Here is a 24,551-nt window from a genome sequence, read left to right on the forward strand (position 1 = left end):
ACCTGACCGGTCCGGGCCACCGGGCCTCGTCGTGCGCGCGGGTCCGCGCCGTGCGCTCAGCCCAGGTCGGCGGGCGCCGGCTCCGGGCTCCGGTCCCCCACCGGAGCCGGGGCGGCCCGGCGGGCCAGGGCCGCGACGACGACCGCGGCGGCGGCGACCGCGGCGGCCCCGAGGAGGGTGCCGTGCAGGCCGGTGGTGACGGCGGTGCGGACGGCCTCCGCGGCCTGCGCCGGGAGGTGGTCCACGGCGGCGGGGGTCAGACCGTCGGCGGTCGGGACGGCGGCGTCCGCGCCGGGCCCGCCGGAGAGGGAGGACGACAGCCGGGCGGTGTAGACCGCACCGAGGGCGGCCATGCCCAGCGAGCCGCCGATCGTCCGGAACAGCATCACCGAGCCCATCGCGGCCCCCATGTCACGCGGCGGCACCGCCGCCATGGTGGCCAGCAGGGTGCTCTGCATGACCAGCCCGATCCCGGCCCCGGCGACGACGGTGAGCGCCGAGGCCAGCAGCTGCGGGGTGTCCGTGCCGAGGGTGAGCAGCAGCAGGGTGCCGGCCAGCGCGACGGCGCTGCCGAGCAGCGGGTGGTGACGCCCGCTGCCGCCCCGGGCCACCAGCCGGGCGGTGACGAGCTGGGCGCCGATCATCCCGAGCATCAGCGGCACCAGCAGCAGCCCGCCGGTGGTCGGGGAGGCGCCCTGGACGAACTGCAGGTACTGGGGCAGGTAGCCGACCAGGACGAGCATCAGCCCGCCGAGCAGGAAGCCGAGCACCAGGGCCTCGGTGACGGCGCGGTGGCGGAACAGCGCGGGCGGGATCAGCGGTTCGACGGCCCGCCGCTCGACCCGGACGAACCGGGCCAGCGCCACCACCGCGACCGCGGCGGCGCCGAGCACCTGCGGCGAGGTCCAGCCGTACGCGGTGCCGCCCCAGCTGCCGACCAGGGTGAGCGCCAGGACCCCGCCGGTCAGCAGGCCGACGCCGGCCCAGTCGATCCGCGCCCCGGTCCGGGGGGGGGGGGGGGGGGGGCCCCCCCCCCCCCCCCCCCCCGCGACTGCGGCGAGGGCGAACACCCCGACCGGCACGTTGACGTAGAAGGCCCAGCGCCAGCTGAGGTGGTCGGTGAGGAACCCTCCGAGCAGGGGCCCGCCGACGAACGCGACCGGCATCAGCACACCGATCACCGACTGCACCCGCCCCCGCCCCTCGGCCGGCACCAGCACCCCGACGACCGCCAGCGCGCCGACCATCAGTCCGCCCGCGCCCACCCCCTGGAGGGCCCGGAAGGCGATCAGCTGCTCCATCGACCGGGCGAGCCCGACGAGCACCGAGCCGGCCAGGAACAGCACCACCGCCCCCTGGTACGCGCCCTTCCGCCCGTACAGGTCGCCGAGCTTGCCCCAGAGCGGGGTGGCGGCGGCGGAGGTGAGCAGGTACGCGGTCACCGCCCAGGAGAGATGGTCGAGCCCGCCGAGATCGCCCACCATCGTGGGCAGCGCGGTCGAGACGATCTGGCCGTCCAGCGCGCCGAGGAAGATCCCGAGCATCAGCCCGATCACTCCCAGCCAGGGAAACCGCTCCATGGTTCCGCCCCCTCTTCCTCGTCCTCGTCCCCTCCTCGTCCCGGCCCTCAGCCGGTGAACGGCCGGACGCGCTTGGCGTCGCGCAGCGCCTGGGCCCACCAGGTCAGCTGGTCGAGCAGGGTCTTGGCGGCGGCGTCGGCGGCCGGGTCGACGGCCTTGCCGTCGGTGTCGAACCGCTCCCAGGCGCCGTGGAAGCTGACGGTGTTGCGGATGGTCACGGCGTTCAGCTCGGCCAGGACGATGCGCAGCGCCTCGACGGCGCGCAGGCCGCCGGAGATCCCGCCGTACGACACGAAGGCGACCGGCTTGGCGTGGAACTCGTGGTTGTGCCAGTCGAGGGCGTTCTTCAGCGGCGCGGGGTAGCTGTGGTTGTACTCGGGCGTGACGATCACGAAGGCGTCGGCGGCGGCCAGACGGGGGGAGACGGCGGCGAGCAGTTCCTCCGTCCCGGGCGCGGCCCGGCCCCCGAAGTCCGGCAGCTCGGCGGGCAGCGGGGTTTCGAGCAGGTCGACGACGTCGACCTCCAGGTCGCCCCGGGCGTCGAGGTGCTCGCGCAGCCAGCCGGTGACGACCGGCGCGAAGCGTCCGGCCCGGGTGGAGCCGACGATGACGGCGACGCGGAGCTGTTCGACGGTGGTGGACGGGCTCGCGGACATGGGGATCCCCCTCGATGTGTACAACGTATCGCTGATGGATACAACGTACACATCGACGCGTACAACGTCTACTGCTGATACGTTGTACACATCGGCCGCCGTCACCCGGAGCCACCGACCCCCGGTCCCCGGCGGCCGACCCCACCGGAAGGAGCCGCCCATGACCCCGCCCGAGACCCCTCCCGAGGACGCCGCCGCGGAGCAGCCCCCCGCCTCACTCTGGGAACGCCTCGACCGCCCGGCCCCCACCCCCCGGAACGCGCTCACCCCGCACCGGATCGCCGCGGCCGCGGTCGCCCTCGCCGACAGCGAGGGCCTGGACGCCGTCACCATGCGCCGCCTCGCCACCACACTGGGCGTCGCCCCGATGGCCGCCTACCGGTACGTCTCCGGCAAGGACGAACTCCTGGAGCTGATGGTCGACTCCGTCTACGCCGAGCTCCCCCTGGACCGCTCCGGCACGGACTGGCGCGCCACCATGCGCGCCCTCGCCCTCGCCCTCCGCGCGATGAACCTCGCCCACCCGTGGACCTCCCGGGCCGGCACCTTCGCCCTCACCCCGCACCAGCTCGCCGTCCCCGAGCACGCCTTCGCCGCCCTCGCCGAACACGGCCTGGACGCCGACACCACGATGGCCGTCTTCCGCACCGTGACCGACTACGTGCGCGGCTCGGTCGCCACCGAGGTCGCCCTGCAGACCCTGCAGCACGAGAAGGGCTGGCCGGACGGCGACGCGGCCCGCGCCGCCCTCGCCCCCCGGATGACCTGGCTGATGTCCACCGGCCGCTACCCCGCCTACCACCGCTACCTCGCCGAGGCCACCCGCAAGGACGACCGCGACTGGCAGTTCGAGACCGGCCTCGACTGCGTCCTGGACGGCGTCGCGGCCCGCCTCGGCATCTGACCCGCGCGCCGGCCCGCTCAGCGCCGAGCCCGGGCCCGCCGGTCCGCCGGGCCCGGACGGGAGCGGGCTCGGGCGGGAGCGGGCTCGGGCGGGAGCGGGCTCGGGCCCCCGTCCGGGCCCGGCGTTCCGGTGCCCGGCCCTCCGGTGGCCCCGAGGCCCCCGTCTACTTCAGGATCGACCGGGGCACGTCGGTGGCCCGGGTGAACACCGAGACCGGGATCTGGGTGTCGCAGTACTTGTTGCCGGTCGAGACGACGCCGATCACCACGCCGTCCACGACGAGCGGCCCGCCGGAGTCGCCCTTGCAGATGCTGTCGGTCGTCCCGGGACCGGGCATGCCGCAGACCTTCAGCAGCGGCGAGGTCTCCGAGTCGGCGTACGGGAAGCAGTCGACCGGCGCCGCGAGCCTGAGCACCGCCTGCTTCAGGTGCGTGCCCGGCTGCCCGTCACCGGTGCGGCCGTAGCCGTACACGGTGGCCGTGCGGCCGTACCGGTAGAGCTTCTCGTCGCCCTTGCCCGCCACCCGGACCGTCCGCTGCTGGAGCGGCCGGTCGAGGGTGAGCACCGCCGAGTCGTGGGCCAGGGCGGAGGTGAAGCGGGGGTCGACCTTGAAGCTCTTCACCCTCCGCTCCTGGCCGCCGGTGCCGGTGAGGTCGGTCCGGCCCGCGATCACCCGCAGGGTGGTCGGGTCGTCGGCCTCGGTGACGCAGTGGCCGGCCGTGAGGACCTTGGTCGGGGCGATCAGGGCGCCGGTGCACCACTGCTGACCGTCGGCCGTCTCCAGGGCGATCACGAACGGGTGCGCCCTGGTCGTCGTGTCCGACCCGCCGTGGACGGCGGCGGCGGGCGTCGCGGCCACCGCCAGGAGCCCGGCGGCGGCCAGCAGGACGGCGAGCGGGCGCCGGCCGGTGCGGGCGGGGGCGTCGGTGCGGTGCGGGGCGTCGGTGCGGTGCGGGCGGCGGTTCGGGATGCGCATGCGGGGTGCTCCTCTTTCGTTCGGGTTCACGGGGTGGGACGCCGGGCGGCTCGCCCGGGTCGGTTCGCTTCGGCGGGGCGGCGTCGCCGCCCGCCCGGTCACTGCCGGAGGGCCTCGGCCTCGGTCGACCGCCACAGGCCGGACGAGGGGGCGTGGACGAAGGACGTGGTGCGGACGGTCACCGTGGCGCCGTCGTCGAGCGCGACGGTGAGCGCCGTCGAGGTGGCGCCGCTGCCCGGGGCGCCCTCACCGACCAGCGTGACCGCTTCGTATCCCGCCTGTCCGGGCATCAGGACATTCGGCCCGCCGCCGATGCCGCCGGGAACGGCGGCCTTGATCCCGCCCGCGAAGGTGACGACCCCGACCAGGCCCAGATCGCACGGGGCGGTCCCGGTGTTGCGGGCGGTGAGCAGCAGGCGCCCGGCCGGGCGGGAGACGGGCTTCGCCGTGACGGCGAGCTGCCCGGGCTTGCAGCTCGGTGCCCGGTCGGGCACGGCTGCGGGGGTGGCGGGTCGGTCCGCCGGGGGCGCGGGTCGCGGCACGGCGGGTGCGGACCTGCCCGGCGTGGAGGGGGACGGACGGGGCGCGCCGCCCTGCACGCCCGCCCCTCCACCGCCGGCCCCGGCGGGAGCAGCGGACACGGCGGGCACTGCGGGACCAGCAGGAGCAGCGGGAGCAGCGGCCGACGCCGGAGGGGCGGGCGGAGCCGAGGCGGCCGGGGGCGCCGGAACGGCGGCCGGTGCGTCCACCGCTCCGGCCGTGGCCGTGGCCTTCGGCGTGACCACGGAGTGCGCGGCGGTCGCAGCGGCGGTCGTCCCGCCGGCCGGTCGATCGCCGGAGCACCCGGTGAGGGCGACCGCGCCGAGGACGGCCAGGGTGCACGGGATCAGGATTCGGTGGACGGTCACGGGTGGGTCCTCTTCTCCGCCGGAGGGCGTCGACCGGTCGGGCGGATCCGCTCGGCCGGGGCGTCGGTCTGCCGCCGGACCGCAGACTCGCCCGGGTCCTGTCCCGGCCGCCAGAGCTGCCGGGCGATTCGGGACGCCGGAACGCCTACGGGTACCGTGAGCTGCGCGTTCGGCGGGGCCTGGAACGCCGTCACGGGACAAGGGGGGCACCGGATGAGTGTCGAGACGGAGCGGTTCGCGGAGCTGCTGAGGGAGCTGAAGGACCGTTCGGGGCGCAGCTACGGCACGCTCGCCGCCCGGCTGCACGTCAGCACCTCCACCCTGCACCGCTACTGCAACGGCGCGGCCGTACCCAACGAGTACGCGCCGGTGGAGCGGCTGGCCCGGGTCTGCGGGGCGAGCACCGACGAGCTGGTCGAGCTGCACCGCCGGTGGATCCTGGCGGACGCGTCCCGCCGCCGGGATCCCGTAGCCCCGGCCGCCCGGCCGGTGCCCGCGCCGGTGCCGCAGCCGCTGCCTGAACCGCAGCCGCAGTCGCAGCCCGAGCCGGAGACCGGGCAGGCGGCTCTGCCGGAGTCGCCGTCCGCGCCCGCGCCCGGCGGAGGCCCGCGGCCTCCGGCGATCCGACCGGACTCCGCCCCGAGCAGCCAGGAGGCTCCGAGTCAGGAGGCTCCTGGCCCGGACGAGCGGGCCGGGGACGGGCCCCCACAGGAGCCCCGCCGCCGCCGACGCGTCGCCCGGATCCTGCTGAGCGCAGCCGCCGTGGCCGTCGTGGCCGCGCTGGTCCCGGTGGTCGTCCTGTCCGGACGCTCCGGGACTCCTGCGGCGGGCCCCGGACCGTCGGCAGCCGCCGTCCCTCCGGCCGACCCGGCGGGGACGCCCCCGGCCACCACGGCCCCGCCGTCCACACCCGCGCCCGCGCCGACGCCGACGCCCACGCCCACGCCGGCCGAGGACGACGCGCCGCCCTTCCACGTGAACGTGCTGACCGACAACTGGGGCAGCCCCTGCGGCCAGTGGTTCCTGTCCGCCCAGCCGCCCGGCACGACGCCCGCGCCGCCGGGAGGCCGGCGGACGGACTCCTGGGCAGCCTCCCAGCACGCCGTCCCCGGCGGGCACCTGCGGCTGCAGCTGACCGCGCAGGGTTCCGAGGACAAGCCCGTCGTCCTGCACGCCCTCTACGTGCAGGTGGTCGGCACCCGCCCGGCGCCCAGGTGGAACGCCTACACCATGGGCTCGGGCTGCGGCGGCGGCCTCACCCCGGCGGCCTTCGCCGTCGACCTGGACGCGGCCGCGCCCCGGCCCGTGCCCGTCCCGGCGACGGAGGGCAACACGAGGGGAAAGTCCTCCGACTTCCCGTTCCGGGTCTCGTCCACCGACCCGCAGGTGCTGAACGTCGACGCCTCGACGGCCGGCCAGGACGTCAGCTGGTACCTGGAGGTGGTGTGGAGCAGCGGCGACCGCCAGGGCACCCTCACCGTCAACGACCACGGCAAGCCCTTCCGCACGGTCGGCCTGCGCGGTGCCCCCGGCTACTTCTGGGCCGACGGCACCCGTGGCTGGACCCGCACGCCCACCGACGACTGAGCCCGGCGGGAGCAGGACGCCGGACGGGACCGGCCTGCCATCCCCGTCCCCGCTCCCCCTCCGCTCCGTCAGCCCCCTCCGCTCCGTCAACCCCTCCGCTCCGTCCGTGACTGTCGGACCTCCCTGGTTGAGTGCCGCCATGACCACCGGTGCACGACCGCTCCCCGCCATGCCGCTCGACGCCTTCTGGGCGATCGTCGAGACCGCCGCCGCCCGGGCCTCGGCGGAGCGGCCGTTCGCCGGCCGGCTCGCCGCGCTGCTCGCCTCCCGGCCCCGCCCGGAGATCGCCGCGTTCGAGCGGCGGTTCGGCGAGCTGCACGGGGCGCTGTACCGGTGGGACGTGTGGGGCGCGGCCTACGTCATCGGCGGCGGCTGCTCCGACGACGCGTTCACGGACTTCCGCGCCGGGGTGATCTCGCTCGGCCGGGACTGGTACGAGCGCGTGCTCGCCTCCCCCGACAGCCTCGCCGGGCACCCGGTGGCGCGCGGCAGCGACCCGGAGGAGCTGGAGGAGCTGCTCTTCGACGAGGAGGCCGGCTACGCGGCGCACCGCGCGTTCGAGCGGGCCCCCGGCGAGGAGGACCGGGACGCGCTGACCGCCGGCGGACCGCCCTCCGGGCGCACCGCACCCGACATGGGCGAGGGGTTCGACTTCGACGACGAGGACGAGGTCGGCCGCAGGCTCCCCGGCCTGGCCGCACTGTTCCTGGCCTAGGGTCCGCCCTCGGACCGCCGCCGTCCGCCGTCCGCCTGGCACCGCCCGCCCACCGCCCGCCCACCGGCCGTTCCCTGCGGCGGTCGAACGATCGCCGGGAAGCGGCCTAACGGTGCGCGGGGCTGGGCAGGCTCGGTCGGACGTCGGGTCGACGACGGTCGCAGGACGAGCTGAGGAGCCGGCGATGGCCGCAGTGCACGAATCCGTACTCGACGCGATCGGCGGGACACCGCTGATCCGTCTCGCCCGACTCGGCGCCGGACTCGCCGCGCCGGTCTACGCGAAGGTCGAGTTCCTCGGCATCGGCGGCAGCGTCAAGGACCGCGCCGCGCTGTCCATGGTGCTGGCCGCCGAGCGGGAGGGCCTGCTGAAGCCCGGCGGGACGATCGTCGAGGCGACCTCCGGCAACACCGGCATCGGCCTGGCGCTCATCGGGCAACAGCGCGGGTACCGGGTGATCGTGGGGGTGGCCGACAAGGCCGCGCCGGAGAAGTCGGACATCCTGCGGGCGTACGGCGCGGAGGTGGTGCTCGCGCCGACCGTCCTGCCTCTGGAGGACCCGGCGCACCTGTTCAACGTCGTCCGGCGGCTCGCCGAGGAGATTCCCGGAGCCTGGTTCGCCAACCAGTACGACAACCCGGCGAATCCCGACGCCCATGTGCGGACCACCGGGCCGGAGGTCTGGGAGCAGACCGGCGGCCGGGTGACCCACTTCATCGCGGGGGTCGGCACCGGCGGCACCATCACCGGTACCGGGGAGTACCTCAAGGAGGTCTCGGGCGGCGCGGTGACCGTCGTCGGCGCCGACCCCGAGTCCTCGGTCTACGGAGGCGGGGACGGCAGCCCGTACTTCGTCGAGAGCATCGGCCACTTCGTCCACCCCGCCACCGCCGAGGACCGCTGGCCGGAGGCCTACCGGCCGGACGTCGCGGACTCCTTCGAACGCGTCCCGGACCGCGAGTCGCTGCTGACGGTGCGCAGACTCGCCCGCGAGGAGGGCATCCTGGCCGGGCCGTCGTCCGGCACGGCGGTGGCGGCGGCCCTGCGGGTGGCACGGCGGCTGGGCCCGGACGACCTGGTCGTGGTGCTGCTGCCGGACTCGGGCCGTTCGTACCTGTCCAAGGTGCACAGCGACGCGTGGATGCGGGAGTGGGGCTTCCTGGAGGAGCCGGACGGCCTGCGGCCGCTCCTGGCCGGTGCCGGGCCGCTGGTCACGGTCGACGCCGCGGCGACGGTCGGCGAGGCGGCGCGGGCGCTGCGCGCGGTACCGGACGGCGTGGCCCCGGCCGTCCTGGCGCGGGCGACGCGCCCGTACGGGGTGAGCGTGATGGAGGTGGTCGGCTCGGTGTCCCGGGAGGTGCTGGCGGCGGCGCTCGCGGACGGCACCGCCAAGCCGGACGCCCCCTTGGGCGCACTGATCGGGCCTGCGCTGCCGACGGTGGGCGTCGGGCAGTCGGCGGCCGAGGCCCGCGCGGCGCTGGGGGAGGCGCATCCGGGCGTGCTGGTCCTGGTGGACGGCCGGGCGGCCGGGGTGCTGCCGAGGTCGGCCCTCGGCAGCGGATAGGACGGGCCCGGCGCGGACCGCCCGGTCCTGGCCGGGTCCCCGGTCAGCGGACGACGTCGAACACGTTCTTCTGCAGGCCGTTGGCGTAGACCTCGTGCTCGACCAGCTTCAGCTTCTGAGCGTCCTTGTCGGTGGCGCTGAACAGCCGCTTCCCGGCGCCGAGCAGGAGCGGGAAGACCAGCAGGTGGTAGCGGTCGATCAGACCGGCGTCGGAGAGGCTCCGGGTCAGGGAGGCACTGCCGTGGATGATGATCGGTCCGCCCTCGGTCTCCTTGAGCGCGGCCACGTCGTCGACCGAGCGCAGGATCGTGGTCTCGCCCCAGCCGGTGACCAGGCCGTCCTCGGTGAGCGTGGTCGAGACGACGTACTTCGGCATCACCTTGTACTCGGCGAAGTCCGCCATGTCCGGCCACACCGCGCTGAACGCCTCGTAGCTGGTCCGGCCCAGCAGCATCGCGGCGGCCTCCTGCTGCTCCCGGCCCTTGATCTCGAAGGCCTCGGGGAGGAACTCGACGTCCTTGAAGGTCCAGCCGGAGTTCCGGTATCCGGGCTCGCCGCCCGGAGCCTCGACGACGCCGTCGAGCGAGATGAAGGCGGTGCTGATCAGGGTTCGCATCTGAAGGTCCTCGGTGACTCGTGTCCGCTTCCCGGCATGTCCGACCGGTGCGCCCCGACGGCGTCGGCGGCCGTCGGCTTACCGGTCATGATCTATGACTGCCGATCAGGGACGAAGTCATCGGTCCGCTCGGTGTTTCTTCGCCGGGAGCCTTCGCCGTGAGTCCTCGCCGTGAGTCCTCGCCGGATTCGCGGACCGGCGCCGGGCAGTCCGCCCGTACCGGCGTGCCGGGCGCGTCCGGGCGCGTCCGGGCCGCCCTCAACCGGGAACCGGCGCACAGACGTTGATCGGCCCGCCGCCTAGACTGCCCGGAAGGGCGGACGGAGGGGGTGGGGCGGGGTGTCGACGGCACGGGACTGGGCGTTCTACCAAGGCGTCGACGGATCGGCGCCGGTGCAGAAGGAACTGCAGAAGGCCGATCTCGCCCCGCACGAGCGCGCCCGGCTGTTCGTCCTGCTGAACCGCGTCAAGGAGCGGCAGACGCTGCCGGGCGACGTCAAGGACCTGGGCGACGACCTGCTGGAGGTGCGCCTCACCGGCGACCACCGCACCTTCCGCCTGCTCTACGCGGAGGAGTCGGGGGGCCTCGTCCTGCTCGCCCTGTCGTTCTTCCAGAAGAAGTCCCAGAAGACCCCGTCGAACGAGCGCGGCACCGCCTCGAAACGGCTCAGGGAGTGGCGGCGGAGGTCACCGAACGGATGAGTTCCCGGTTCTCGGTATCGGTTTTGGGCGATACTGTGGGAGCACTCGGAGGGGAGGCGGCCATGGCATCGACACTGCATGATCTTCTCGGCATCGACCCGGACGATCCCCGCACCGCAGCCGCGCTGGACGACGCGACGGCCTACGCCGAGCTGATCGAGACCCTGGTGGTGGCCCGCCGGAAGTGCGGGCTGACCCAGCGCGACGTGGCGGAGCTGATGGGCACCTCCCAGTCGACGGTCTCCGAGTTCGAGCGCGCCGGCGGCGACGCCCGCTACTCGACGCTCCAGCGCTACGCCCGGGCCGTCGGCGCCCGGCTCCACACGCTGGTCGACCACACCTCCGCCGACCTGACGCCGGTCTGGACGCCCGCGCCCGTCGAGGTGCGGGTGCAGGTCCGGGTGGCGACCCGCGAGGGCGCTCGACGGCCCCGGACGACGGTCTGGACGGACGGCGACGCCCGGTCGGTGACCGTCTGATGACGCCGCCCGCCGCCCGCCGCCCGGTCCGGCGGTTCGGGAGCTTCCAGGAGCTCGCCGAGGCCGCCCAGCTGGACGACGTCGTCTTCCTGGAGGTGGGCGGGAGGCGGCTGTTCGACCGGCCGGAGCCCCGGCCGGAGGAGGAGCTGCGCACCGCGCTGTCGGTCTGGCTCCGGCAGGGCGACGACGGCGCCACCCTGGAGGTGCGCTGCCGGCTGGAGCTGGCCGCCGCCCAGGCGGACTTCGTCGTCGACGCGGTGGCGGCGTTCTCGCTCGGCGGGCCGTTCGAGCTGGGGGCCGAGGCGCAGCAGTGGTTCGTCGACCAGATCGGCGTGACGGTGCTCTACCCGTACCTCCGGGAGTCGGTGCACAGCACGGCCGCCAAGCTGGGAATCGACACCCCGCTGCTCTCGGTGCGCAGCACGTGGCCGTCGGCACATCCCGCACACGCCGCACACACGGGTCACTCCGGCCGTGAATAGCTCCGATCGTGAATAATCTCAGGCGCCAGCGTGAACCTATGCAAATTCCCAAGGTGAACTAAGTTACAAACCTTGCAATCGAAGCCACTCGGTTTGCCCACATGCTGAGATCCGTGCGATAGTCGACATGTCCGACGGCGGGCGACGACAACTCGCCGCGGGCACACCGAGACCACGGCTGGCCCGACCTGGCGCAGCCGTCGCCCATCGCGCGGCACGCACCCCCTTGGCCGGCGCGATGACCTGCACGGGCCCCCAGCCACCGGACCACGGTGAATCGGGGGCCCTGCGTGTTTCCCGGGCCCGTTCGAGCCCCCGGTCCGTTCGAACCCCGGCCCTCAGTGCCGCTCGCGCACCTTCAGCTCGAACCAGACGCCCTTGCCGCGCGGCATCAGGTCGGCACCCCAGCGGTCCGCCAGGTCGTCGACCACCTTGAGTCCGCGCCCGCGCTCGTTGATCGGCAGCGGCTCGGCCAGGATCATGCACGGCAGCGCCCGCGACGAGTCCCGCACCTCGACCCGGAGCCAGCCGGGTTTCCGCGACACCTGGAGTCCGATGGTGCGCCCGGCGGCATGCCGCACCGCGTTGGCCACCAGCTCGCTGGTCAGTAACTCGCCGACCTCCAGCTGCTGGTGCAGCTCCCAGGTCTCCAGCACCGAGAGCACCAGCCGGCGCGCCACCGGGCCGGACTCCGGCCGGGAAGGCAACCGCACCTCGCCGGACGCCGACTGGTCGCACAGCCTGCCGACGTACATCCGCTCCAGCTCCTCCGAGCTGAGCCGCTCCAGGGCCGCCAGCGCGTCCTGGAAGCACGCCCACGACGCGTCAGCAATCAAGCTGGACGCGAGAAGTGATGACTGATCTGTTTCGCCCCAACCCGCCATGCGGTCCATCATTGCGGAACGCAAGCGGCCGCGTACGGACAATGACCAAACGATCACTACCCGCCGGGCATATGCCGCGAGCAACCCGGGTCCGGCGGACGTCAAGCCCGGGTTGCCGCGTACCGCCTCCTACCAGGCACTCCAGTCCAGGTTCCAGCCGCTGAGGCCGTTGTCCGGGGCGACCTGACCGCGCGAGGAATTCTTCACCGACACGACGTCCCCGATCAGCGAGCCGTCGTAGAACGTGCCCGCCGAGGTGCCCGCACCACCGCCCTTGACGTCCTTCAGGCCCACGCAACCGTGGCTGACGTTGTCGGCGCCGAAGGCGTTGCTCCAGTAGTTCCCGTGCACGTACGTACCGGAGTCGGTGAGCCGCATGGAGTGCGGCACCTGCAGGTCGTAGGGGTCGCCGGTCATACCGGGCATGCTGCTGGACTGCATCCGCACCACGCCCTCCTTCGACATGACGACCATGGTGCCGTTCCAGGTCGGGTGCTCGGGCGAGCCGGAGGTGATGTCGACGACCGAGCTCTGACCGTCCTGGACCACCGTCATCCGGTGGGACTTGGCGTCAACCGTCGAGACGCGGGATCGCCCGATAGTGAAGGGCTCGTCCCGGTCGACACCCCCGTAGACGCCCGCGGCGATCTCCACGCTCTTCAGCCGGTACTGGACCGTGACCTTGGTCCCCGGCGTCCAGTACTTCTCCGGGCGGAAGTCCAGCCTGCGGTTGCCGAACCAGTGGCCCTTCACCACGGTGCCGTTGTCGGTCTTGAAGGTGATGCCCTTCGCGACCGCCTCCTTGTTCTTGACGTCCTTGTCGAACGTCACCGAGACGATCATGCCGACGCCGTAGGTGGCGTCGTCGACGACGTTGTCGCCGGCCTTCGCCTCGCGCTCCGGCGTCAACGTGCTGAAGCTGCTGTCCGCCGACGCGACCACGCCGCCGGCGTCCACCGCGAGCGCGCTGACCTGGTACGCGGTGCCGACCGCCAGCGGACCGGACGGGCTCCAGCTCGACCCGTCGGCGGCGATGACACCGGCCACCTCCTTGCCGGTCCGGTCGTTCACCTTCACGGTGGTGAGCCTCCCGCCGGCCACCGCGACCTTGAGCGCGCCGTCCGGGGCGACGTCCACGGACCCGCTCCTCGGCTGGACGTCCACCACCGCCTGCGAGACCTTCGGCGCGGCGCTCGGCGTCCCGGTGCCCGGCGCAGCCGCACCCGGCGTCCCCGTGCCCTCCGGGGCGGCCCCGGCGTCCGGACCGCCCGAGGCCGGAGCCGCCGCCGACGAGGCCCCCGCGGCCCCGCCGACACCCAGCTCGGCCCTGGCCGCGCTCCCGTTCCCCCCACCGCCGCCACAGGCGCTGGTCAGCACCAGCGCACCGCCGACCAGACCGGCGGCCACCATCCTGCGTATAGACCTCACCGTCGCTCCCTCCCTCGGTCCCGCGCGCGCGACCCCGCCCCGGTGCCGGGGTGTCGGGGGACCCGACAGATACACGCGGCAGCCACCGGAAAGGTTGCGCCGTTCGGGGGGCGATCGGCCCGGAAAACACGACCGGCCCGACCCCAACGAGTGAGGATCGGGCCGGTCGGTTGCCGAACCGGGACTGCGCCGGTCTACCGGCGGGTAGGAGCTACCAGTTGGGCCAGAGGATGTTCCAGCCGCTCAGCCCGTTGTCGGGGGCGACGGTCTTCTCCTTGGAGTTCTTCACGGTGATGACGTCACCGATGATCGAGTCGTTGAAGAACTTGCCGGCCACCGAGGTGTCGCTGCCGCCCTTCTCGTCCTGCATCGAGATGCAGCCGTGACTGGCGTTGCTCTTCCCGAACGGGTTGGCCCAGTAGTTGCCGTGCACGAAGGTGCCGGAGGTGGTCAGCCGCATCGCGTGCGGCACGTCCGGGATGTCGTACTCGCCGCCGAGACCGACGGTCTGCGAGTTCATCCGGGTGACCTTCTCCTTGCTGGAGACCACCATGGTGCCGTTCCAGGACGGGTTCTTCTCGTCCCCGAGGGTCACCGGCACGGTGTGGCTCACGCCGTCCCGGGTCACCGTCATCTGGTGCGAGGCCGAGTCCGCCACGGAGACCTGCGAGCGGCCGATGACGAACGGCTCGTCCTTCTCGACGTCGCCGTAGACGCCGGGGGCCACCTCGACGTTCTTCAGCCGGTACTTGATGGTCACCTTGGTGCCCGGCGTCCAGTACTTCTCGGGGCGGAAGTCCACCCGGCGGTTGCCGAACCAGTGGCCCTTCACCTCGGTGCCGTTGTTGGTCTCGAAGGAGATGCCCTTGAGGACCTCGGCCTTGTTCTTGATGTCCTTGTTGAAGACCACCGAGACGATCATGCCGACGCCGTAGGTGGCGTTGTCGGCGATGTTGTCGTTGGTGGAGACCTTCTTGTCCGGCGTCAGTGTGGTGAACGAGGTGGTGGACGCGGCCACCAGGCCCTCGGCGTCCGCGGCCTGCGCGTTCACCTTGTACGCCATGCCGACGGCCAGCGCGCCGGCCGGCTTCCAGCCCAGGCCGTCCGGGGTGATGGCGCCCGCGACGGGCTTGCCCTCCTTGTCGGTCACCTCGACCGTGGTGAGCTTGCCGTTGGCCACCGACACCTGGAGCGCGTTGGTCGGCGCGACGTCCTGGGCGCCGTCCTTGGGCTCGACGGTCAGCACCGCCGTCGAGGTCTTCGGCGCCGTCGAGGTCTGCGCGGGCGACGGCGTCCCGCCGTTGCCGCCGGCCCCGCCGTCGGCGCCGGCCGTCGCGGCCGCGTCGCCTCCCCCGGTCGCCTTGTCACCGCCGCTCTTGTCGTCGTTGCAGGCCGCAGTGAGCAGCAGCACCCCGCCCATCGCCAGCGCCACCGCACTGCGACGCAGACGGCGGCTGGTGGTGGTACGTATCGCGGCGTCGGCCGCCCTAACCGGCTTCACGGTTTCTCCCCTCCCGGTGTCCACCCTGATGGACGCGCTTCCGCCCGGGTGGGTTGCACCGGACCGGTGATCTTCCGCGCCGGGCTTCGGCGCGGCAAGCAGGATAGCTCGGCCGAACGGGTGAACCCCGGGGAGGATCCCGGTGAATGCGGGTGAATGCGGGTGAAGATCCCCTGCACAGGATCGCCACACGTGGCCGGGCGCCGTCGACGGCCTTCGGCCCGACGGCCCGCGGGTCCGTGACCTACGGGTCGGTGACCGGCGCCCCGGACAGCGAGGGCCCCGCGGACCGGCTCGCCGGACGGCTCGCGGCGGGGGACGCGAAGGGGCTCACGGACGGACTCACGGACGGGCTCGTGGACGGACCGGCCGCCGGGGCCGACGACGGACCGGTCGGCGCACCGGTCACCCCGGCCGGACCGGTCGGCGCGCCCGCGGCAGGGGACGGCCCGGTGGAAGGGGCGGCCGCGGCACCGGAGGGGCTCGCGGAGGACTGGAGGGCGCTTCCCGCCACCCACTGCGCCCAGGGCAGGTTCCAGCCGTTCAGTCCGTTGCTCGGCGGGACGGTGTCCCCCGTCGAGGCCTTCACCTCCAGCACGTCCCCCGGGACGGTGTGCTCGAACAGCCAGCCCGCCGGGCTCTCCTTGCTGGCGCCGCCCTTCACGTCCGCCAGCCCGATACAGCCGTGGCTGGTGTTCGCGGTACCGAACACCCCCGGGTTCGCCCAGTAGTTGCCGTGCACGAACGTGCCCGAGTTGGTCAGCCGCATCGCGTGCGGCACGTCCTTGATGTCGTACTCGTCGCCCATCCCGACCGTCTGCGAGTTCATCCTCGTCACCCGGTACTTCTCCGAGACCACCAGCACGCCCCGGTAGGTCGTGTGCTTGGCGTCGCCGCCGGACACCTTGAGCGTGCGCACCACCTTGCCGCCCTGGCCGGCCCGGACGGTGAGGGTGTGGGCGTCCAGGTCCACGGTGGAGACCTGCGCCCGGCCGATCGTGAACCGGACGTCCTTCGTCTGGGTGCCGAACTCGCCCGGCGCGCCCTGCACGTCCTTCAACCGCAGCGCCACCGACACCCTGGTCCCCGCCGCCCAGTAGGCCTTGGGCCGGAAGTCCAGGCGCTGGCCGCCGAACCAGTGCGCGGCCACCTCCACCGGCGGGTCCGCGGTCACCACCACCGCGCGCTCCACCGCCGCCCGGTCGGTGATCGTCCTGCTGAACCGCAGCGAGACCGGCATGCCGACGCCCACCGTCGAACCGTCCTCGGGCGTGAAGAACGCCACGAAGGTGTGCGCCCGGGCCATCGTCGAGAAGTCGGAGTGCTGGGCGGCCTTCTGGCCCTGGTCGTCCTCGGCCACCGCGTCCAGGGTGAAGGCGGTGGCCAGCGGGAGCGGGCCGGACGGCGCCCAGCTCGTGCCGTCCTCGGCGATCGCGCCCGCCACCTCGTTGCCCCGGGTGTCCGCCAGCCGGACGGAGACCAGCCGGCCCTGGGCGACGGTCACCCGGGCCGGGCCCTCCGGCGGGACGTTCTGGGCGTTGTCGGCGGGCAGCGCGGTGATCACCGCGCGGGACACGGGCGGCGGACCCCCCGCGCCCGGCGGGGCGGCGTCGCCGCTCGGGGTCCTCGGTGCACCGCCGCCCGAGCAACCGGCCAGCACGACCAGGCAGCACCACGACGCCGCCGCCCGCCGCGCCCACATCAGTCCTCGGGGCCGCATACCCGGGGCCTCCCGCCGTTTCCGTCCGATACCTCCCACAACGAGGGCACTCCCGGCGGGACACGCGGACACGCCGGAGAATCCCACCCCGGTGGCCGAGAGCACCCCGAGCCTTGACGCCGGGCACGTGGAACGACCGACGCGTCTGCCTCCTCCCCGCGCCTCCCGGTGAGGCGCCGACCCGCTTCCCCGCACGGAAAGTCGGCCTCGCCGACCTCCCGGTCCGCGGTCGTGGGCGGATGCCGGGATTCCGTGCTCCGGCTCCTACACCTCCTCCTCTTCGGGGACGCGGCGTTCGACGCCGATCTTCGCGTGCTCGAACCCGTCCTCATCGACGAGGACCGGGCGGCCTCCGAGAAGGGCCCCACGCATACGCGCGCAGGGCCCGTGGACGCGGCCGGGCCCCTTCCCGCCGGTCCCCGCCCGCCGGTCACGGCGGGTCGGCCGGTCCGCTCGCACCGCGGAGGCGGCCGACTCGGGTGGCTGCTGCGGGGGAAGTCGGACCCGCCGACTTTCCGTGCGCCCGCCCGCCATCCGCCGGTAAGAAACCGTTCAGCCGCATCCACCCGGTGCGATCAGGGAAAGAGACCCCTCACGGGGTACGGGACACCCCGGCCAGGGAGGGCACCGCCATGGCGTCAGGGCAGGAGCTGGAAACCGCCGCGCGCGCACACGGCACGGCGCGCGGAGCGGCACACGGCGCGGCGCACGGCGACGGGCCGCCGTGGCCGGGCAGCTGGCAACCGCTCGGCGCCCGGTTCCGCACCGAGCCGGACGGCCTCCGCGGCACCAACTTCGCGCTCTGGGCGGCCGGCGCCGAGGCCGTGGAGCTCTGCCTCTTCGACGAGGACGACCGGGAGACCCGGCACCGGCTCACCGAGCAGGACTTCCAGGTCTGGCACGGCTTCGTCCCGGGCGTGCTCCCCGGCACCCGGTACGGCTTCCGCGTGCACGGCCGCTGGGACCCGTGGACCGGCGCCCGCTGGAATCCGGCCAAGCTGCTGCTCGACCCGTACGCCCGCGCCGTCGACGGCTGTTACACCTCCCACGACGCGGCCTGCGCCGCCGCCCGCGGCTGGCCCGAGGCGGAGGTCGCCGACACCGTCCGGGACAACCGCGACTCGGCCCCGTACGTGCCCAGATCCGTCGTGGTCCAGGACGACGACGACTGGTACGACGACCACCGCCCGAAGACCCCGTGGGCCGAGACCGTCCTCTACGAGGTGCACGTGCGGGGCTTCACCCTCCGCCACCCCGGGGTCCCGCCCGAACTGCGCGGCACCTACGCCGGTCTGGCGCACCCGGCCGCCGTCGCCCACCTCACCGGCCTGGGCGTCACCGCGGTCGAACTGCTGCCCGTCCACCAGCACGTCAGCGAGGACCACCTCCAGGCCCGCGGGCTGGTGAACTACTGGGGCTACAACACCGCCGCCTACTTCGCCCCGCACGCCGGCTACTCCGCCGCAGGCTCGCGCGGCGGCCAGGTGGGCGAGTTCAAACGGATGGTGCGCGCGCTGCACGCGGCCGGGATCGAGGTGATCCTCGACGTGGTCTACAACCACACCGCGGAGGGCGCCGAGCTCGGCCCCTCGCTCTCGCTGCGCGGGATCGACAACTCGGGCTACTACCGCCTGCCGCCCAACCGCCCGCGCGGCTACGCCGACTACACCGGCTGCGGGAACACCCTGGACACCCGCCGACCGCAGGTGATCCGGCTGATCACCGACTCGCTGCGGTACTGGGTCACCGAGATGGGCGTGGACGGCTTCCGATTCGACCTGGCGGCCGCGCTGGCCCGGGGCGGCGACGCCGTCGACATGGACCACCCCTTCCTCGCCGCCGTCGCCCAGGACCCGGTCCTGAGCCGGGTGAAGCTGATCGCCGAGCCCTGGGACGTCGGCCCCGGCGGCTACCAGGTCGGCGGTTTCCCACCGCTGTGGGCCGAGTGGAACGACCGCTACCGGGACACCGTGCGGGACTTCTGGCGCGGCGCCCGCCCGGACGTCCGGGAGCTGGGCTACCGGCTCACCGGCTCCTCCGACCTCTACCAGCGCGGCGGGCGGCGGCCCTACGCATCGGTCAACTTCGTGACGGCCCACGACGGCTTCACCCTGCGCGACCTCGTCTCGTACGACCGCAAGCACAACGAGGCCAACGGCGAGGCCAACCGGGACGGCACCGACGACAACCGGTCCTGGAACCACGGCGCCGAGGGCGAGACCGCCGACCCGGCCGTCAACTCCCTGCGGCAACGCCAGCTGCGCAACCTGACGGCCACCCTCCTGCTCTCGGCCGGCGTCCCGATGCTCACCGCCGGCGACGAGTTCGGCCGCACCCAGGGCGGCAACAACAACGCCTACTGCCAGGACAACGAGGTCGGCTGGGTGGACTGGTCGCTGCTGGCCGACCCGGCCTGGCGCGGGCTGTACGAGTTCACCGCGCGCCTCGTCCGGCTGCGGCGCGCCCACCCGGTGCTGCGGCAGCGGGCGTTCTTCTCCGGCCGCGCCCCCGCCCCCGGCGGCCAGCCGGACCTGGCCTGGTTCACCGCGCTCGGCAAGGAGATGACCGAGGCCGACTGGTTCACCCCGACCGCCGGTCTGGGCATGCTGCTCTCGGGCGCGGCGATGTCCGAGCGGGACCGGTACGGCCGGCCCCTGCGCGACGACAGCTTCCTCCTGCTGCTCAACTCCGGGCCCGAACCGGTCACCTTCACCCTGCCCGGGGAGCCCTGGGCGGCGCCCGGCGCACGGTACGAGACGGTCGTGGAGACGGCGGCGGACGACACCGGCACGCACCTCCCGCAGGACGCGGTCGTCCTGGCCGGACGCTCGCTGCGGCTGTTGCGGACACCGGACGGAGGCGGCCGCCCGTCCGGGCCGTCCGACGGCGCCTGACCCCGGACGCCCCTCCGCCCCCGGAGGCCACGGAGAGCCGGGGAGAGCCGGGGAGGCCCACCGAGGGTCACCCGTCACCCCGTCACCGGAGCCGCCGGAGCACCACGGCCGGAACACCGCCGCCGCCGGGTCCGTGGCCGGTATTCGACGACAGGTCCGAAAAACCGGATGAGAAATGACGGTCACCCGGCCTACCCTCACGGCGATGGCCGAGAACCAGACTCCCGACTCCGCGCCCGCCCACCGGTCGACGGTGCGCTCACTGCTGCGCCTGTGGCCCTACGTCCGCCCGATCCGCGCCCGGCTGGCCATCTCGGTCAGTGCCGCACTGCTCGCCGCGTTCAGCGTGCTCCTCGTCCCGATCGTGCTCGGACGGATCGTCGACGGGCCGATCGCCGAGCACGACCTCGGCGGGCTCTGGCCGCTGGTCGGCCTGCTGCTCGTGCTGGGCCTCGCCGAAGCTGCCCTCTTCTACACCCGCCGGGTGGTGCTGGCCAGACCGCTGTCCAGGGTGGAGACGGCGATGCGCGGCGACCTCTTCGCCAAGCTCCAGCGGCTGCCGGTCTCCTTCCACGACCGCTGGGGCTCCGGCCAGCTGCTCTCCCGCGCCACCTCCGACATGTACACCATGCGGCTGTTCCTGGCGTTCCCGCTGGTCTTCCTGATCGTCAACTCGGTCACCTTCCTCGCCGGCACCGGCCTGATGTTCACCCAGGACTGGCGGCTCGCCCTGATCGCGCTCGTCCCCGTGGTGCCGCTGTTCCTGCTCACCCGCCGCTTCGAGTCCGGCTACTCCGGTGCCGCCCGCCTCGCGCAGGACCAGAACGGCGACCTCGCGACCGTCGTCGAGGAGTCCGTCCTCGGCATCCGCATCCTCAAGGCCTTCGGCCGCCACCGCTCGATGGCCGAGCGCTTCCGCGACCACTCGCGGGACCTGCGCCGCACCGAGCTGAAGAAGGCCGGACTGCTCGCCAACCTCTGGGCGCTCATCGTCGGGCTGCCCGAGCTGGCCCTCGGCTGCGCCCTCGCCGCCGGCGCCTACCTCGTCGCCCACGACGAGCTGAGCGCCGGCACCCTGGTCGCCTTCCTCTCGACCGCGCTCGCGCTGCGCTGGCCGGTCGAGTCGCTGGGCTGGCTGCTCGGGTACGCCAACGAGGCCGCGACCGCCACCGACCGGTTCTTCGAGGTCATGGACGAACCCGAGACCGAGGCCGGCGCCCCCGGGGCCGACCTCGCCGCAGCCACCACCACGGCCGCCGCCAAGGCCGCCGGAGTCGACGGCATCCGGCTCACCGGCGTCCGCTTCCGCTACCCCGACGCCCCCGCCGACACCCCCGACCTGCTCCGCGGCATCGACCTGCACATCCGCAGCGGCGAGACGATGGCCCTGGTCGGCGCCACCGGCAGCGGGAAGACCACGCTCACCGCCCTCCTCCCCCGGCTGTACGAGGCCACCGGCGGCACCATCACCCTGGACGGCCGGGACATCCGCGAGCTCGACCGGACCCGGCTGCGCGAGCTGGTCGCGGTGGCCTTCGAGGAACCCACCCTGTTCTCCGCCACCGTCCGGGAGAACGTGCTGATGGGCGCTCCGGGCGCCGGGGACGACCGCCTGCACGCCGCGCTCGCCACCGCCCAGGCCGGCTTCGTCGAGAAGCTGCCGGAGGGCGTCGGCACCGAGGTCGGCGAGCAGGGCCTGAGCCTCTCCGGCGGCCAGCGCCAGCGGCTCGCCCTGGCCCGCGCGGTGGTCGGCGATCCGGCCTTCCTCGTCCTGGACGACCCGCTCTCCGCGTTGGACGTGCACACCGAGGCGCTGGTCGAACGCGCGTTGCGCCAGGTCCTCGGCTCCGCGACCGCCCTGGTGGTCGCCCACAGGCCGAGCACCGTCATGCTCGCCGACCGGGTGGCGGTGCTCGCCGACGGCCGGATCGAGGCGGTCGGCACCCACCAGGAGCTGCTGCACGGCTCCCCGCACTACCGCGAACTGATGTCGGGCGAGGCCGCCCTCGTCCCCGAGGGGAGCACCGCCCGATGACCACCACCGTCGAACCCGCCGGCCGGAAGGCGGGCGATACCGGGACGGCCGATCCGAAGGCCGCCGACCCGAACCCGACCGACGCCGAGGCCCCCGGCAGGACGTCGGTGGACGCGAAGTCGGTGGACGTGAAGTCCGCCGGCACGAAGTCCGCCGGTCCGGGCGCCCCGGGCGACGAGGAGGAGCTGCCGCCCCCGCCGGCCGACGAGGAGGACATCCCCGTCCCGCCGGGCGCACCCGGGGTGCTGCTCCGCTCGCTGCTCGGCCCGCACCGGGGCCGGGTGGTCGCCGCCATGGCGGTGATCCTGCTCCAGCAGGCCGCCCTCCAGGCCGGACCGCTGCTCGTCGCGGTCGCGATGGACCGCGGCATCCCCGCGCTGCGCGACGACGACGCCGGACCGCTGATCGCGGTGATCGGCGCGTACCTGGGCTGCGCGCTCCTGGGCACCGTGCTCCAGTGGACGTTCATCAAGATCAGCGCCCGGGTCAACCAGGACATCCTGCTGGAGCTGCGCGGCCGGATCTTCCGGCACGCCCAGCGGCTCAGCCTCGACTTCCACGAGCGCTACACCTCGGGGCGGATCATCTCCCGGGCCACCAGCGACGTGGACGCGCTGCGAGAGCTGCTCTCCGAGGGGCTCCAGGAGCTGCTCACCGTCTTCCTCTCGGTCTGCTCGATCTCGGTCATCCTGCTGGTGCTCGACTGGCGGCTCGGCCTGGTCACGCTGGCCTCGTTCCTGCCGCTCTGGCTGGTCGCCCGGTCGTTCCGGCGCCGTTCGCGCCGGGTCTACCGCCGCTCGCGCACCTCGGCGGCCTCACTGATCGTCCGTTTCACCGAGACGATGAACGGCATCCGCCCGGTGAAGGCGTTCCGCCGCGAGCGGGCCAACGACGCCGCCTTCGGCGTGGTGAACCGCCAGTCGGCGACCGCCACCGCGGACGGCCTCCTGGAGATCGCCCGGTACGTCGGCCTCTCCCGCGGTACCGCCAACGTCTGGACCGCCGGGACGGTGCTGCTCGGCGCCTACCTGGTGACCGACGGCAGCGTGGCGCTGGGCGTGCTGACCGCGTTCGTGATCTACCTGCGCCGGCTGTACGACCCGATCGACCAGCTGGCGATGTTCCTGAACAGCTACCAGTCGGCCGCCGCCGCGCTGGAGAAGATCGCCGGACTGCTGGCCCACGAGCCGACCGTCGCGGAGCCGGCCGAGCCGAAGGAGCTGCCCGCGACGTCCTCCCTGGGCCGCGAGGTGCACTTCGAGAAGACCCGGTTCGCGTACCGCACCGGCAAGGAGGTGCTGCCGCCCTTCGACCTGGTGCTGCCCGCCGGCCGGACCGTCGCCGTGGTCGGTGCGACCGGGGCCGGCAAGTCGACGGTGGCCAAACTGCTCGCGCGGTTCTACGACCCGACCGAAGGCCGGATCACCCTGGACGGGGTGGACCTGCGCGACCTGGCCGGCCCCGAGCTGCGGCGCGGGGTGGTGATGGTGACCCAGGAGTCCTTCCTGTTCTCCGGCACGGTCGCGGAGAACATCGCGATCGGCCGGCCCGGCGCCACCCGGGACGAGGTCGAGGAGGCCGCCCGGGCGATCGGCGCGCACGCCTTCATCGCCGAGCTGCCGGACGGCTACGACACCGACGTGCGCAAGCGCGGCGGGCGGATCTCGGCCGGCCAGCGCCAGCTGGTCGCCTTCGCCCGCGCCCTGCTCGCCGACCCGGCGGTGCTGATCCTGGACGAGGCGACCAGTTCGCTGGACGTGCCGGGCGAGCAGGCGGTGCAGCGGGCGATGCGCACCGTGCTGGCGGGCCGGACGGCCGTGATCATCGCGCACCGCCTCTCCACCGTGGAGATCGCCGACCGGGTCCTGGTGATGGATCAGGGCCGGATCGTCGAGGACGGCACGCCGCGCGAACTGATCGACGGCGCCGGCCGCTTCGCGGAGCTCCACCAGGCCTGGCGGGACAGCCTGGTCTGACTCCGACCTGCCGCCCCCTTCGAAGCCCGTAAGAGACCCTGGACCCTTTCATCCATTACCGAAAGGGTCTAGAGTCGTTTCCGGGCCTTACCGATCCGTGTTCGGGACCGAAGGAGCGACCATGGTCGACCGACAGCACTGGGAGCAGTGGCAGCGCAGCTGGGACCGCCAGCAGGAGTGGTACCTGCCCGACCGCGAGGAGCGGTTCCGGGTGATGCTCGACGTCGTCGAGGCGGTGACCGGCCCCGAGCCCCGCGTCCTCGACCTCGCCTGCGGGACCGGCAGCATCACCGAGCGGCTGTTCGCCCGGCTGCCCGGCGCCGTCAGCGTCGGCGTCGACCAGGACCCGGCGCTGATGACCATCGCCCGCGGTGTCCTCGGCGACGACCGGCGGTTCACCCTCGTGACCGCCGACCTCAAGGACCCGGAGTGGGCCCGGGCGCTGCCGCCCGGGTCGTTCGACGCCGTGGTGACCGCGACCGCCCTGCACTGGCTGCCCACCGACGACCTGGTCCGGCTCTACGGCGATCTCGCCGGGCTGGTCCGGCCCGGCGGCGTCTTCCTCAACGCCGACCACACCCCCGAGGCGTCGATCCCGCTGCTCAGCGCCGCCGACGCGGCCCTCCGGCACCGGCGCCAGGAGCGCGAGGCGGCCGAGGGCGTCCTCGATTGGGAGGGCTGGTGGATCGCCGCCGCGGCCGACCCGCTGCTCGCCGAGCAGGTGGCCGCGCGGAACGCGATGTACGGGTCGCACGCCGACGGCGCGTCGCATCCGGCAGGCTGGCACACCGGGCGGCTGGTCGAGGCCGGGTTCCGCGAGGCCGGGGTGGCGTGGCGCTCCGTCAGTGACGCCCTGGTCGCGGCGGTCCGCTGAGGCCGCGCACGGCGGGTCCCCGGCCACCGCCGGGCCGTCGGCCGCGGCCCCCGGCCCGGCGGTGAGCCAC

The 24,551-nt window shown here is 73.9% G+C and carries 20 protein-coding genes; 11 read left to right on the top strand and 9 right to left on the bottom strand.

Annotated features, from left to right (window positions below; all coding sequences use genetic code 11):
- Positions 1-56 precede the first annotated feature (56 nt).
- Complete coding sequence (locus ABZY91_RS35080; protein WP_355407427.1) at positions 57-1,580, bottom strand: MDR family MFS transporter; 1,524 nt, start codon at positions 1,578-1,580, stop codon at positions 57-59.
- Positions 1,581-1,627: 47 nt separating this feature from the next.
- Positions 1,628-2,236: an NAD(P)H-dependent oxidoreductase gene (locus tag ABZY91_RS35085; protein ID WP_355407429.1), complete on the bottom strand. Its 609-nt coding sequence runs from the start codon at positions 2,234-2,236 to the stop codon at positions 1,628-1,630.
- Positions 2,237-2,396: 160 nt separating this feature from the next.
- Between ABZY91_RS35085 and ABZY91_RS35090 the strand changes: the two genes are divergently transcribed.
- Positions 2,397-3,140, top strand: coding sequence for a TetR/AcrR family transcriptional regulator C-terminal domain-containing protein (locus ABZY91_RS35090; RefSeq protein ID WP_355407431.1), 744 nt, complete (start codon positions 2,397-2,399; stop codon positions 3,138-3,140).
- 163 nt (positions 3,141-3,303) lie between these two features.
- Here ABZY91_RS35090 and ABZY91_RS35095 read toward each other — a convergent pair whose 3' ends face one another.
- Both ABZY91_RS35095 and ABZY91_RS35100 read right to left on the bottom strand, forming a co-directional pair.
- Positions 3,304-4,116 carry a trypsin-like serine protease gene (locus ABZY91_RS35095; protein ID WP_355407433.1) on the bottom strand — a complete coding sequence of 271 codons (813 nt, stop codon included), beginning with the start codon at positions 4,114-4,116 and terminating at the stop codon, positions 3,304-3,306.
- A gap of 98 nt (positions 4,117-4,214) precedes the next feature.
- Complete coding sequence (locus tag ABZY91_RS35100) at positions 4,215-5,024, bottom strand: hypothetical protein (RefSeq protein WP_355407435.1); 810 nt, start codon at positions 5,022-5,024, stop codon at positions 4,215-4,217.
- A 213-nt stretch (positions 5,025-5,237) separates the two neighbouring features.
- Between ABZY91_RS35100 and ABZY91_RS35105 the strand changes: the two genes are divergently transcribed.
- From ABZY91_RS35105 to ABZY91_RS35115, 3 genes are all read left to right on the top strand, one after another.
- A complete protein-coding gene (locus tag ABZY91_RS35105) occupies positions 5,238-6,611 on the top strand; it encodes a helix-turn-helix transcriptional regulator (protein WP_355407437.1) in 1,374 nt (457 codons plus the stop codon).
- Positions 6,612-6,750: 139 nt separating this feature from the next.
- Positions 6,751-7,326, top strand: a complete 576-nt coding sequence (locus ABZY91_RS35110; RefSeq protein ID WP_355407439.1) for a DUF4240 domain-containing protein — start codon at positions 6,751-6,753, stop codon at positions 7,324-7,326.
- A gap of 184 nt (positions 7,327-7,510) precedes the next feature.
- Positions 7,511-8,890, top strand: a complete 1,380-nt coding sequence (locus tag ABZY91_RS35115) for a pyridoxal-phosphate dependent enzyme (RefSeq protein ID WP_355407441.1) — start codon at positions 7,511-7,513, stop codon at positions 8,888-8,890.
- A gap of 43 nt (positions 8,891-8,933) precedes the next feature.
- Here ABZY91_RS35115 and ABZY91_RS35120 read toward each other — a convergent pair whose 3' ends face one another.
- Entirely contained in the window at positions 8,934-9,506 is a 573-nt protein-coding gene (locus ABZY91_RS35120; protein ID WP_355407443.1) for a dihydrofolate reductase family protein, read from the bottom strand.
- Positions 9,507-9,845: 339 nt separating this feature from the next.
- Between ABZY91_RS35120 and ABZY91_RS35125 the strand changes: the two genes are divergently transcribed.
- The 3 genes from ABZY91_RS35125 to ABZY91_RS35135 all read left to right on the top strand — a co-directional run bounded on the left by ABZY91_RS35125 (position 9,846) and on the right by ABZY91_RS35135 (position 11,169).
- Complete coding sequence (locus ABZY91_RS35125; protein WP_329882964.1) at positions 9,846-10,208, top strand: type II toxin-antitoxin system RelE/ParE family toxin; 363 nt, start codon at positions 9,846-9,848, stop codon at positions 10,206-10,208.
- Positions 10,209-10,270: 62 nt separating this feature from the next.
- Complete coding sequence (locus ABZY91_RS35130) at positions 10,271-10,687, top strand: helix-turn-helix transcriptional regulator (protein ID WP_329882965.1); 417 nt, start codon at positions 10,271-10,273, stop codon at positions 10,685-10,687.
- Positions 10,687-11,169: a hypothetical protein gene (locus ABZY91_RS35135; RefSeq protein WP_329882966.1), complete on the top strand. Its 483-nt coding sequence runs from the start codon at positions 10,687-10,689 to the stop codon at positions 11,167-11,169. The genes ABZY91_RS35130 and ABZY91_RS35135 overlap by 1 nt, the downstream gene beginning before the upstream one ends.
- Positions 11,170-11,507: 338 nt before the next feature.
- Here ABZY91_RS35135 and ABZY91_RS35140 read toward each other — a convergent pair whose 3' ends face one another.
- The 4 genes from ABZY91_RS35140 to ABZY91_RS35155 all read right to left on the bottom strand — a co-directional run bounded on the left by ABZY91_RS35140 (position 11,508) and on the right by ABZY91_RS35155 (position 16,558).
- On the bottom strand, positions 11,508-12,005 hold the full coding sequence (locus ABZY91_RS35140; RefSeq protein ID WP_329882967.1) for an ATP-binding protein: 498 nt from the start codon (positions 12,003-12,005) through the stop codon (positions 11,508-11,510).
- Between the two features lie 177 nt (positions 12,006-12,182).
- Positions 12,183-13,481, bottom strand: coding sequence for an Ig-like domain-containing protein (locus tag ABZY91_RS35145; RefSeq protein ID WP_355407446.1), 1,299 nt, complete (start codon positions 13,479-13,481; stop codon positions 12,183-12,185).
- Between the two features lie 211 nt (positions 13,482-13,692).
- Positions 13,693-14,982 (bottom strand): Ig-like domain-containing protein, encoded by a 1,290-nt coding sequence (locus tag ABZY91_RS35150; protein WP_355407448.1) that lies wholly within the window; start codon positions 14,980-14,982, stop codon positions 13,693-13,695.
- Between the two features lie 244 nt (positions 14,983-15,226).
- Entirely contained in the window at positions 15,227-16,558 is a 1,332-nt protein-coding gene (locus tag ABZY91_RS35155) for an Ig-like domain-containing protein (protein ID WP_355407450.1), read from the bottom strand.
- 776 nt (positions 16,559-17,334) lie between these two features.
- On the opposite strand from ABZY91_RS35155, the gene glgX reads away from it, so the two are divergent.
- The 4 genes from glgX to ABZY91_RS35175 all read left to right on the top strand — a co-directional run bounded on the left by glgX (position 17,335) and on the right by ABZY91_RS35175 (position 24,481).
- Positions 17,335-19,596 carry a glycogen debranching protein GlgX gene (gene glgX / locus ABZY91_RS35160; protein ID WP_355407452.1) on the top strand — a complete coding sequence of 754 codons (2,262 nt, stop codon included), beginning with the start codon at positions 17,335-17,337 and terminating at the stop codon, positions 19,594-19,596.
- A 205-nt stretch (positions 19,597-19,801) separates the two neighbouring features.
- Positions 19,802-21,631 (top strand): ABC transporter ATP-binding protein, encoded by a 1,830-nt coding sequence (locus ABZY91_RS35165; protein WP_355407454.1) that lies wholly within the window; start codon positions 19,802-19,804, stop codon positions 21,629-21,631.
- Positions 21,628-23,607, top strand: a complete 1,980-nt coding sequence (locus ABZY91_RS35170; protein ID WP_355407456.1) for an ABC transporter ATP-binding protein — start codon at positions 21,628-21,630, stop codon at positions 23,605-23,607. The genes ABZY91_RS35165 and ABZY91_RS35170 overlap by 4 nt, the downstream gene beginning before the upstream one ends.
- 121 nt (positions 23,608-23,728) lie before the next feature.
- A complete protein-coding gene (locus ABZY91_RS35175; RefSeq protein WP_355407458.1) occupies positions 23,729-24,481 on the top strand; it encodes a class I SAM-dependent methyltransferase in 753 nt (250 codons plus the stop codon).
- The last annotated feature ends 70 nt before the right edge of the window (positions 24,482-24,551 follow it).

This window comes from Kitasatospora sp. NPDC002965 (assembly GCF_040611255.1).
Lineage (GTDB): Bacteria > Actinomycetota > Actinomycetes > Streptomycetales > Streptomycetaceae > Kitasatospora.

What these genes read in the sequence shown, in the direction of transcription:
- ABZY91_RS35080 (WP_355407427.1), bottom strand. Translation starts at nt 1,580, where the DNA reads ATGGAGCGGTTTCCCTGGCTGGGAGTGATCGGGCTGATGCTCGGGATC.
- ABZY91_RS35085 (WP_355407429.1), bottom strand. Translation starts at nt 2,236, where the DNA reads ATGTCCGCGAGCCCGTCCACCACCGTCGAACAGCTCCGCGTCGCCGTC.
- ABZY91_RS35090 (WP_355407431.1), top strand. Translation starts at nt 2,397, where the DNA reads ATGACCCCGCCCGAGACCCCTCCCGAGGACGCCGCCGCGGAGCAGCCC.
- ABZY91_RS35095 (WP_355407433.1), bottom strand. Translation starts at nt 4,116, where the DNA reads ATGCGCATCCCGAACCGCCGCCCGCACCGCACCGACGCCCCGCACCGC.
- ABZY91_RS35105 (WP_355407437.1), top strand. Translation starts at nt 5,238, where the DNA reads ATGAGTGTCGAGACGGAGCGGTTCGCGGAGCTGCTGAGGGAGCTGAAG.
- ABZY91_RS35110 (WP_355407439.1), top strand. Translation starts at nt 6,751, where the DNA reads ATGACCACCGGTGCACGACCGCTCCCCGCCATGCCGCTCGACGCCTTC.
- ABZY91_RS35115 (WP_355407441.1), top strand. Translation starts at nt 7,511, where the DNA reads ATGGCCGCAGTGCACGAATCCGTACTCGACGCGATCGGCGGGACACCG.
- ABZY91_RS35120 (WP_355407443.1), bottom strand. Translation starts at nt 9,506, where the DNA reads ATGCGAACCCTGATCAGCACCGCCTTCATCTCGCTCGACGGCGTCGTC.
- ABZY91_RS35130 (WP_329882965.1), top strand. Translation starts at nt 10,271, where the DNA reads ATGGCATCGACACTGCATGATCTTCTCGGCATCGACCCGGACGATCCC.
- ABZY91_RS35135 (WP_329882966.1), top strand. Translation starts at nt 10,687, where the DNA reads ATGACGCCGCCCGCCGCCCGCCGCCCGGTCCGGCGGTTCGGGAGCTTC.
- glgX (WP_355407452.1), top strand. Translation starts at nt 17,335, where the DNA reads ATGGCGTCAGGGCAGGAGCTGGAAACCGCCGCGCGCGCACACGGCACG.
- ABZY91_RS35165 (WP_355407454.1), top strand. Translation starts at nt 19,802, where the DNA reads ATGGCCGAGAACCAGACTCCCGACTCCGCGCCCGCCCACCGGTCGACG.
- ABZY91_RS35170 (WP_355407456.1), top strand. Translation starts at nt 21,628, where the DNA reads ATGACCACCACCGTCGAACCCGCCGGCCGGAAGGCGGGCGATACCGGG.
- ABZY91_RS35175 (WP_355407458.1), top strand. Translation starts at nt 23,729, where the DNA reads ATGGTCGACCGACAGCACTGGGAGCAGTGGCAGCGCAGCTGGGACCGC.